A 9471-nucleotide genomic window follows, 5' to 3' on the forward strand; every position below is an offset into this window, starting at 1 on the left:
TGATACATTCCATTAATCGGCCTGACGACGCAGGAATGCCGGGATGTCCAGGTAGTCCAGATCATCTTGCGGATTCGGGCTACGGGACGCCGCAGCACCGGCCTGAGCCTGGTTGCGCATCACGGTCGGACGATCCAGGTCACGGTAGTTCACCGACGGCAGTTCCTGGCGCGAAGGCGCAGGAGCGGCAGCCGCTTGGCTCGCGTGGCTGGCCTGGCTGTTATGCAGGGTGTTGTCGATGACCTTCACAGGCTTCTCGATTTTCGCGCCCAGGCCGGTGGCAACCACGGTCACGTGCAGCTCGTCGCGCATGTCCGGATCGATAACGGTACCGACCTTGACCATGGCGTGCTCGGAAGCGAAGGCTTCGATGATGCTACCCACGTCGGAGTACTCACCCAGGGACAGGTCAGGACCGGCGGTGATATTCACCAGGATGCCGCGTGCGCCTTGCAGGTTCACGTCTTCCAGCAACGGGTTGCGGATGGCCGCTTCGGTGGCTTCGCGTGCACGGTTCGGACCGCTGGCGCAGCCAGTGCCCATCATCGCCATGCCCATTTCGCTCATGACGGTACGGACGTCGGCAAAGTCGACGTTGATCATGCCCGGGCGCTTGATGATGTCGGAGATACCGCGAACGGCACCGGCCAGTACATCGTCAGCCTTGGCGAATGCGGACAGCAGGCTCGCGTCCTTGCCCAGGATGGTCAGCAGCTTCTCGTTGGGAATGGTGATCAACGAGTCGACGCTTTCAGACAGCAGACGGATACCTTCGTCGGCGATCTGCATGCGCTTGCGGCCTTCGAACGGGAACGGACGGGTCACGACCGCAACCGTCAGAATCCCCATTTCCTTGGCCACTTCGGCAATGATCGGCGCTGCACCGGTACCGGTACCGCCGCCCATGCCCGTGGTGATGAACACCATGTTGGTGCCCTGCAGCACTTCGGCAATACGCTCGCGATCTTCCAGGGCGGCTTGACGGCCGACTTCCGGATTGGCGCCGGCGCCGAGGCCCTTGGTCACGGCTGTGCCCAATTGCAGGATGGTCCGCGCGCCGATGCTTTTCAGCGCCTGGGCATCAGTGTTGGCGCAGATGAATTCAACGCCTTCAATGTTGCTCTTGACCATATGGTTGACAGCGTTGCCGCCGCCACCGCCGACACCGATCACTTTGATGACCGGGCTGGCGGGGATGTTGTCTACGAGTTCGAACATGTTCCCTCTCCTTTCGTTTTCTCTAGTTTTTTCGCCTACTACTTGTTTCGGTGCTGCGGTGTTGCGGTAAATCTTTAGAAATTGCCTTTGACCCACGCCTGCAGCCGCTCGAACAACGGCGCCTTGGCCTCGTCGTCGCTGCGGTAGCTGTCACGGTTGCTCGGGCCCGACAGGGAAATGCCGTCGGTCTGCTTTTGCAGCCCGTACAACAGCAAGCCCACACCGGTGGAATAAATCGGGTTGCGTACCACATCGCCCAGGCCTTTGACGCCATGGGGAACACCCAGGCGGACCGGCATGTGGAAGATTTCCTCGGCCAGTTCGACCGCGCCTTCCATCTTCGAGGTACCACCGGTCAGCACGATGCCGGCCGGGATCAAATCTTCGTAGCCGCTGCGGCGCAGTTCAGCCTGGATCAGGGTGAACAGCTCGTCATAGCGCGGCTCGACCACTTCGGCCAGGGCCTGGCGCGACAGCTCGCGCGGCGGACGGTCGCCCACGCTTGGCACCTTGATGGTTTCACCGGCACCGGCCAGCTTGGCCAGGGCGCAGGCGTAGCGGATCTTGATTTCTTCGGCGTACTGGGTCGGCGTGCGCAGCGCCATGGCGATGTCGTTGGTCACCTGGTCGCCGGCAATCGGGATCACGGCGGTGTGACGGATCGCACCCTCGGTGAAGATCGCGATGTCGGTGGTGCCGCCGCCGATGTCTACCAGGCATACGCCAAGCTCTTTTTCGTCGTCGGTCAGTACCGAATACGCGGAGGCAAGCTGCTCGAGAATGATGTCGTCGATTTCCAGGCCACAGCGGCGCACGCATTTTTCAATGTTCTGCGCGGCGTTGACGGCACAGGTCACCACGTGGACCTTGGCTTCCAGACGTACGCCCGACATGCCCAGGGGCTCGCGGACGCCTTCCTGGTTATCGATCACGTAGTCCTGCGGCAGGGTGTGCAGCACGCGCTGGTCAGCCGGGATCGCCACGGCCTGGGCGGCGTCGAGGACGCGCTCAAGGTCGGCGGCGCTGACTTCGCGGTCGCGAATCGCCACGATGCCGTGGGAGTTCAGGCTGCGGATATGGTTGCCCGCCACGCCGACGAACGCCGAGTGAATCCGGCAACCGGCCATCAGCTGCGCTTCTTCGATGGCGCGCTGGATCGATTGCACGGTGGACTCGATGTTGACCACCACGCCCTTCTTCAGGCCCCGGGACGGATGCGTGCCAATACCGACGATTTCGATCGTGCCGTCTTCCCCGACCTCGCCCACCAGCGCCACCACCTTGGAGGTGCCGATATCGAGACCGACGATCATTTTGCCGCTTTGCACGTTTGCCATGGGTCCTGCCTCTTCTTAATTCTTCGCGACAGCGGGTTGCGCTGCCGTGGGCGCAGCCGGTTCACGCCAGCCGACGGCAAGGCCGTTGGCGTAACGCAGGTCGACGCTCGCAATGTTCGTAATCTGTTCTTTCAAGGTCTTGTCATAGATGGCGATGAAACGGCGCATCTTTTCCACCAGGCGGTCGCGTCCCAGCAACAACTGGATGCCCGGGCCGGAACTGCCTGCCCCGGTCGTCAAAAACCAGCTGCCCCGTTCACGCAGTTCCAGGCGTGCAATGGAGAAGCCCATTGGCCGCAGCATCTGGCTCAGGGCCTGGTACTGCTGCATCACTTGCTGCTGCGCCCGCTGCGGCCCGAACAACTGCGGCAGGTGCTCGTAGTTGGCCAGCTCACGCGGGGTGAACGCCTGACCCTGGTTGTTCAACAGCGCCTCATCGCCCCAACGGGCCACGGGCAGCTGCTCTTCCAGGCGGATCGTCACCTGGTCCGGCCAGACGCGGCGGACTTCGGCGTGGGCGATCCACGGCATTTGCTCCAGCTCCCGGCGCATACCGGCCAGGTCAATGGTGAAGAAGCTCGCGGCCAGGAACGGGCCGATACGCTGCTGCACCGCTTGCTGGCTGATGTAGCTCAGGTCGCCCTGCACGCTGATCTTGGTGATCGGCCGGTCGGCATACGGCAATAGACGCTGCGCGCCCTCGTAAGTGCCGAAGCCCAACACCACCAGCATCACCGGCCAGAACAGCGCCTTGAGGAAACCGAAGTTGGCTTTCGGCAGGCGCGCCGACATCGGCTCTTTAGCCACCATTCGACTGGCACCCCGTGGCACCGGCTTGCGGCTCGGTGCTTGTGGGGGCTGATGACGAAGCGATGCGCCTTTCATGTCCTTAGCCTCTTGGCTCGATGCTGGCGGCCAGAATCGCCAGCACCAACTGCTGGAAATCCAGGCCGGCTGCGCGAGCGGCCATCGGTACCAGGCTGTGGTCGGTCATGCCCGGTGCGGTGTTGACTTCCAGGAACCAGAAATTCCCTTGGTCATCCTGCATCACGTCTGCCCGTGCCCAACCGGCAATACCCAACGCCTCACAGGCTTTCGCCGTGAGGTCCATCAATTCCTGTTCTTTGGTTGCGTCAAGGCCGCACGGGATCCGGTACTGGGTATCGGAGGCCAGGTACTTGGCGTCGTAGTCGTAAAAGGTGTGGGGCGTGCCCAATGCGATGGGCGGCAATACCTGGCCACGCAGGGTGGCGATGGTGTACTCGGGACCCTGGATCCACTGTTCCACCAACACTTGCGAATCGTAGGTACTTGCCGCTTTCCATGCGTCGATCAATTCGGCGGCCGAGTTCACTTTAGCCATGCCGATACTGGAGCCTTCATGGGCAGGTTTGACGATCAAAGGCAGGCCCAGTTCCTTGGCTGCAGAAATACAATCGTCTTCGCTGCACAGAACGCTGTGACGCGGGGTCGGAATACCCAGGCTGTGCCACACCTGCTTGGTGCGTAACTTGTCCATGGCCAATGCCGAAGCGAGGATGCCGCTGCCGGTGTAAGGAATACCGGCACACTCCAACAGGCCCTGCATGCTGCCGTCTTCACCACCACGGCCGTGCAGGATGATGAAGGCACGGTCGATCTTCTCGGCCTGCAGGCGGGCGAGGAAGTCATCGCCCACGTCGATCCCGAACGCATTCACGCCGGCACTTTGCAGCGCTTCGAGCACGGCGTTGCCGGACTTGAGCGACACTTCGCGCTCGGCGCTCTTGCCGCCGAACAGCACGGCCACGCGGCCGAAGTCGGCTGGCGCGATTGTCGAAAACAGGGAGCCGTAGTCAGCAGTCATTTCGACGCCCCCTTCTTGACGGCCGCAAACAGCGGGCTCGCCAGCAACTTAGGCGCAAGGCCGCCGATATCACCGGCACCCTGGCACAGCAGGATGTCGCCGGCGCGCAGCAGCGGCTTGACGATCGGCGCCAGGTCCACACCGCGCTCGATGTAGATCGGGTCCAACTGGCCGCGCTGACGGATGCTGTTGCACAGCTTGCGGCTGTCGGCGCCGGGGATCGGTTCTTCACCGGCCGGGTAGACTTCCATCAGCAGCAGCACGTTGGCATCGGCCAATACATTGACGAAATCGTCGTACAAATCGCGGGTGCGGCTGTAGCGGTGCGGCTGGTAGACCATCACCAGGCGACGCTCCGGCCAGCCACCGCGCACAGCCTTGATCACCGCAGCAACTTCGGTCGGGTGGTGACCATAGTCATCCACCAGCATCACGTCACCGCCTTCCACCGGCAGTTGGCCGTAGACCTGGAAGCGTCGGCCGACACCGGCAAAGCGCGACAGGCCCTCGACGATGGCTTCATCGCTGACACCCTCGTCGGAGGCGATGCAGATAGTCGCCAGGGAATTCAATACGTTGTGGTTGCCCGGCATGTTCACCGACACATCCAGCGGCTCGCGGTCGGGACGCAGCACGGTGAAGTAGGTCTGCATGCCTTCCTGGCGCACATTGATCGCGCGCACGTCGGCGTCTTCGCTGAAGCCGTAGGTCACGGTCGGACGCTTGACCTGGGGCAGGATTTCACGCACCACCGGGTCGTCCAGGCACAGCACGGCCAGACCGTAGAAAGGCAGGTTGTGCAGGAACTCGACGAAGGTTTTCTTCAACTTGTTGAAGTCACCGTCGTAGGTGGCCATGTGATCTTCGTCGATGTTGGTGACCACAGCGACCAGCGGTTGCAGGTGCAGGAAACTGGCGTCGCTTTCATCGGCTTCGGCGATCAGGTAGCGGCTGGTGCCGAGCTGGGCATTGGTACCCGCTGCATTCAGGCGGCCACCGATGACGAAGGTCGGGTCCAGGCCACCGGCGGCGAACACCGAGGCGATCAGGCTGGTGGTGGTGGTCTTGCCATGGGTACCGGCGACGGCGATGCCGTGGCGATAGCGCATCAGCTCGGCGAGCATCTCGGCGCGGGGTACCACGGGAATGCGGCGCTCGAGCGCGGTGGCCACTTCCGGGTTGGAGGTGTTCACGGCGCTGGACACCACCAGCACGTCAGCCTCGGCAGCGTTCTCGGCGCGGTGACCGATAAAGATCTGCGCGCCAAAGGACTTCAGGCGCTCGGTGACCGGCGACTCTTTCAAATCCGAGCCGGACACCTGGTAGCCCAGGTTCAGCAACACTTCGGCGATGCCGCACATGCCCACGCCGCCGATACCGACGAAGTGGATGCGACGGATGCGGCGCATTTCCGGTTGTGGCATGGCTTTCTGATTCTCAACCATGGGCCACCTCCAGGCAGATATCGACCACGGTGCGGGTTGCGTCAGGTTTGGCCAGGCGGCTTGCGGTGCTCGCCATGTTGTTGAGTCGTTCCGGTTGCATCAAAACCTCGGTCAGGCGTGCGGCCAAATCGGCGGCGCCAGTCGTTCTTTGCGGCAGCAGGAAGGCAGCGCCCTCCCCGGCCAAATATTCGGCGTTGCGGGTCTGGTGATCGTCGATGGCGTGGGGCAAGGGCACCAGCAAGGACGGCAGACCGGCAGCAGCCAGTTCACTGACGGTCAACGCACCCGCGCGACAGACCACCAGGTCGGCCCAGCCATAGGCATGGGCCATGTCTTTGATAAAGGGCTGCACATTGGCCGCCACACCGGCGTCGCGATAACGCGTGGCGGTGACTTCATCGTGGTTCTTGCCGGCCTGGTGGAAGATCTCCGGGCGCAATTCCACAGGGAGTTGCGCCACGGCTTCCGGCAGCAATTTGTTCAGCGGCTCGGCACCCAGGCTTCCGCCCAGGATCAGCAGGTGCGCCTTGCGCCCCGCGAGTGCTTCACGGGCAATGTCCATAAACAGCTCGGTGCGCACGGGGTTGCCGGTGGTACGGCGCTTATCCGACACACTGAAGGTGTTGGGGAACGCCTCGCACACCCGCGCAGCCAGCGGCACCAGCAAACGGTTGGCGGTACCCGCCACGGCGTTCTGCTCGTGCACGATCACCGGCACGCCGGCAAGTCTGGCGGCGACGCCACCGGGGCCGGTCACATAACCACCGAAGCCGAGCACACACACCGGCTGCAATTCACGGATGACCTTACGCGCCTGCCACACCGCCTTGAGCAACACGAACGGTGCCTTGAGCAGGGACAACTTGCCCTTGCCGCGCAGGCCCGTGACGTTGATCAGGTGCAACGGCAAGCCGGCATTCGGCACCAACTCGTTTTCGATGCCGCGCGGTGTACCCAGCCAGTGCACGGTATAGCCACGGTTCTGGAATTCCCGCGCGCACGCCAGGGCCGGGAACACATGGCCCCCGGTGCCGCCGGCCATGATCAGCACGTTAGCGCCCATGGGTCGGCTCCTCGGCGAAGTCGCTTTCGCTGAACTCCATCTCTTCACTGCCCAGATGGGTTCGACTCTCCCACTCGATGCGCAGCAACAAGCCAAGACAGGCGCAGCAGATCACCAACGAACTGCCGCCATAGCTGAGGAACGGCAAGGTCAGGCCCTTGGTCGGCAGCAGGCCGACGTTCACCCCGATGTTGATCAGGAACTGGCCGATCCACAGGAACGACAAGCCGTAGGCCACATAGGCGGCGAAATACTGTTTGGCCTTCTCGGCCCACAGGCCGATGTACATGCCGCGTACACACACGAACACGAACAGGGCGACGGTGCACAGCGAGCCGACCACGCCGAGCTCTTCGGCGAGTACGGAGAACACGAAGTCGGTGTGCGCTTCCGGCAGGTAGAACTGCTTCTGCACGCTGTTGCCCAGGCCCACGCCCAGCCATTCGCCACGACCGAAGGCGATCAAGGCCTGGGTCAATTGGTATCCGGAACCGAACTGGTCGGACCAGGGGTCGGTAAAGGTGATCAGACGCGCCATCCGGTACGGTTGTGCCTGTACCAGGATGGTCACCGCCGCCACCGCCAGCACCACCATCAAGCTGAAGCGAAACAAGCCCACGCCGCCGAGGAACAGCATCGCCGCCGCCGCGCCCATCATCACCACAGTGGCGCCGAAGTCAGGCTCCATCAGCAACAGGCCGGCCATGGGCAGCAGCACGATGAATGGCTTGAAGAAGCCCATCCAGCTTTCGCGCACTTCCTTCTGGCGACGCACCAGGTAACCGGCCAGGTAGATCACCACGAACACCTTGGCGATTTCCGACGGCTGCACGTTGAACGCACCGAAGCCGATCCAGCGCATCGAGCCGTTCACCTCACGGCCGATGCCGGGCAGGATCACCATGATCAGCAAGCCGAACGCGCCGATCAGCATCAGCCAGCCCAGGCGCTGCCAGGTGGCGATGGGGATCATCATGGTAACGATGCACGCGCCCAGGCCGATGATCAGGTACACCAGGTGACGGATCATCATGTACAGGGTATTGCCCGATTGCACGGCGGCCACTTCGGAAGAAGCCGAGGTGATCATCACCAGGCCCAGGCCCAGCAGCGCGAGGCAACCGGCGAGCATCGGGAAATCAAGGTCGATGCCGCGCCCGGTAATGATCGGCGACGGGTACGGCTTGATGATGTTTCTGAAATCGATGCTCATGCCAAGCCCTCCACGGCGCGGGCGAACAACTGGCCGCGCTCTTCGTAGTTCTTGAACATGTCGAAGCTGGCGCACGCCGGCGACAGCAGTACCGCATCGCCTGGCTGGGCCAGGGCTATGCACTGGGCAATGGCGTCGTCCAGGGAGGTGGCACGCACCTGTGGCACGGCATCGCCCAGCGCGGCGGCGATCAAATCGGCGTCGCGGCCCATCAACACCACGGCGCGGCAATGGGCAGCCACCGGTGCCTTGAGGTCTTTGAAATCGGCACCCTTGCCGTCGCCACCGGCGATCAGCACCAGTTTGCCTTCGATATCGGCGCCCAGGCCTTCGATGGCGGCCAATGCGGCCCCCACGTTGGTGGCCTTGGAGTCGTTGTAGTAACTGACACCATTAAGGTCGCGGACCCACTGGCAGCGATGCTCAAGGCCGCCGAAGGTGCGCAGGCTCGACAGCATAGCGTCGAACGGCAAGCCCACGGCGTGCCCCAAGGCCAACGCGGCCAACGCGTTGGATTGGTTATGGGCGCCGCGGATTTTCAGCTCGCGCACCGGCATCAGGTTCTGGAATTCGAAGGCCAGGTATTTCTCGCCATTCTCTTCACGAATGCCGAAGGCCTTGAAGTCGGGTTTGCCCAGGCCGAAGGTCCAGCACGGCATACCCTCGCCCATCAGCGGACGGCTCAGCGCATCCTGGCGATTGACCACAAATTGCCTGGCACCGCGGAAGATCCGGTGCTTGGCCAGGTGGTACGCCGGCAGGCCGCTGTAGCGGTCCATGTGGTCTTCGCTGACGTTCAACACGGTGGCCACTTCAGCGCCCAGGTCGTGGGTGGTTTCCAGCTGGAAGCTCGACAGTTCCATCACGTACAGCTCGACGTCGTCGCCGAGCAGGTCCAGCGCCGGCGTGCCGAGGTTGCCGCCCACGGCCACGCGCTTGCCGGCCGCCATCGCCATCTCGCCGACCAGGGTGGTCACGGTGCTTTTCGCGTTGGATCCGCTGATGGCCACGATCGGCGCCTTCGCATTGCGTGCAAACAGGTCGATGTCGCCGGACAGCTTCACGCCACGGGCCGCTGCGGCTTGCAGGGCCGGTGTCGCCAGGGCCAGGCCGGGGCTCACGTAGAGCTCATCGGCGCGGCACAGAAACTCGACATCCAGCTCGCCACAACGCACTTCCACGTGCGGGTAGTCACGGCGCAGCGTGACCAGCTCCGGTGGATTTTCCCGCGTATCGGCCACGGCAAACGACGTGCCCCGGTTCGCCAGGAAGCGAACCAGGGACATGCCGCTCTTGCCGAGGCCGACAACGATGCGGAAGTGGTCTGAAGCGATCAGGGACACTCGTTT

8 protein-coding genes are annotated in these 9471 nt (G+C 63.2%); all 8 read right to left on the reverse strand.

The features are described 5' to 3' along the window. Nucleotides 1-12: 12 nt before the first annotated feature. Nucleotides 13-1218 carry a cell division protein FtsZ gene (ftsZ, locus tag AC07OP_RS04670; RefSeq protein WP_017526184.1) on the reverse strand — a complete coding sequence of 402 codons (1206 nt, stop codon included), beginning with the start codon at nucleotides 1216-1218 and terminating at the stop codon, nucleotides 13-15. A gap of 74 nt (nucleotides 1219-1292) precedes the next feature. Next, nucleotides 1293-2555, reverse strand: coding sequence for a cell division protein FtsA (gene ftsA / locus AC07OP_RS04675; protein WP_027604757.1), 1263 nt, complete (start codon nucleotides 2553-2555; stop codon nucleotides 1293-1295). Between the two features lie 15 nt (nucleotides 2556-2570). After that, nucleotides 2571-3440, reverse strand: coding sequence for a cell division protein FtsQ/DivIB (locus AC07OP_RS04680; RefSeq protein ID WP_027604758.1), 870 nt, complete (start codon nucleotides 3438-3440; stop codon nucleotides 2571-2573). 4 nt (nucleotides 3441-3444) lie between these two features. Then, on the reverse strand, nucleotides 3445-4401 hold the full coding sequence (locus AC07OP_RS04685; protein ID WP_065938561.1) for a D-alanine--D-alanine ligase: 957 nt from the start codon (nucleotides 4399-4401) through the stop codon (nucleotides 3445-3447). Beyond that, nucleotides 4398-5846 (reverse strand): UDP-N-acetylmuramate--L-alanine ligase, encoded by a 1449-nt coding sequence (murC, locus tag AC07OP_RS04690; protein ID WP_495101153.1) that lies wholly within the window; start codon nucleotides 5844-5846, stop codon nucleotides 4398-4400. The genes AC07OP_RS04685 and murC overlap by 4 nt, the downstream gene beginning before the upstream one ends. Next, on the reverse strand, nucleotides 5839-6909 hold the full coding sequence (gene murG / locus AC07OP_RS04695; RefSeq protein WP_065949002.1) for an undecaprenyldiphospho-muramoylpentapeptide beta-N-acetylglucosaminyltransferase: 1071 nt from the start codon (nucleotides 6907-6909) through the stop codon (nucleotides 5839-5841). Before murG ends, murC begins: the two co-directional genes overlap by 8 nt. Further along, entirely contained in the window at nucleotides 6899-8122 is a 1224-nt protein-coding gene (gene ftsW, locus AC07OP_RS04700) for a putative lipid II flippase FtsW (protein ID WP_065924256.1), read from the reverse strand. The genes murG and ftsW overlap by 11 nt, the downstream gene beginning before the upstream one ends. Further along, complete coding sequence (murD, locus tag AC07OP_RS04705) at nucleotides 8119-9465, reverse strand: UDP-N-acetylmuramoyl-L-alanine--D-glutamate ligase (RefSeq protein WP_495101152.1); 1347 nt, start codon at nucleotides 9463-9465, stop codon at nucleotides 8119-8121. Before murD ends, ftsW begins: the two co-directional genes overlap by 4 nt. Nucleotides 9466-9471 lie beyond the last annotated feature (6 nt).

It is taken from the genome of Pseudomonas sp. GW821-FHT09D08 (genome assembly GCF_059416305.1).

Excerpts from the sequence above, each read along its gene's own strand:
- ftsZ (WP_017526184.1), bottom strand. The coding sequence starts at position 1,218 with ATGTTCGAACTCGTAGACAACATCCCCGCCAGCCCGGTCATCAAAGTG.
- ftsA (WP_027604757.1), bottom strand. The coding sequence starts at position 2,555 with ATGGCAAACGTGCAAAGCGGCAAAATGATCGTCGGTCTCGATATCGGC.
- AC07OP_RS04680 (WP_027604758.1), bottom strand. The coding sequence starts at position 3,440 with ATGAAAGGCGCATCGCTTCGTCATCAGCCCCCACAAGCACCGAGCCGC.
- AC07OP_RS04685 (WP_065938561.1), bottom strand. The coding sequence starts at position 4,401 with ATGACTGCTGACTACGGCTCCCTGTTTTCGACAATCGCGCCAGCCGAC.
- murC (WP_495101153.1), bottom strand. The coding sequence starts at position 5,846 with ATGGTTGAGAATCAGAAAGCCATGCCACAACCGGAAATGCGCCGCATC.
- murG (WP_065949002.1), bottom strand. The coding sequence starts at position 6,909 with ATGGGCGCTAACGTGCTGATCATGGCCGGCGGCACCGGGGGCCATGTG.
- ftsW (WP_065924256.1), bottom strand. The coding sequence starts at position 8,122 with ATGAGCATCGATTTCAGAAACATCATCAAGCCGTACCCGTCGCCGATC.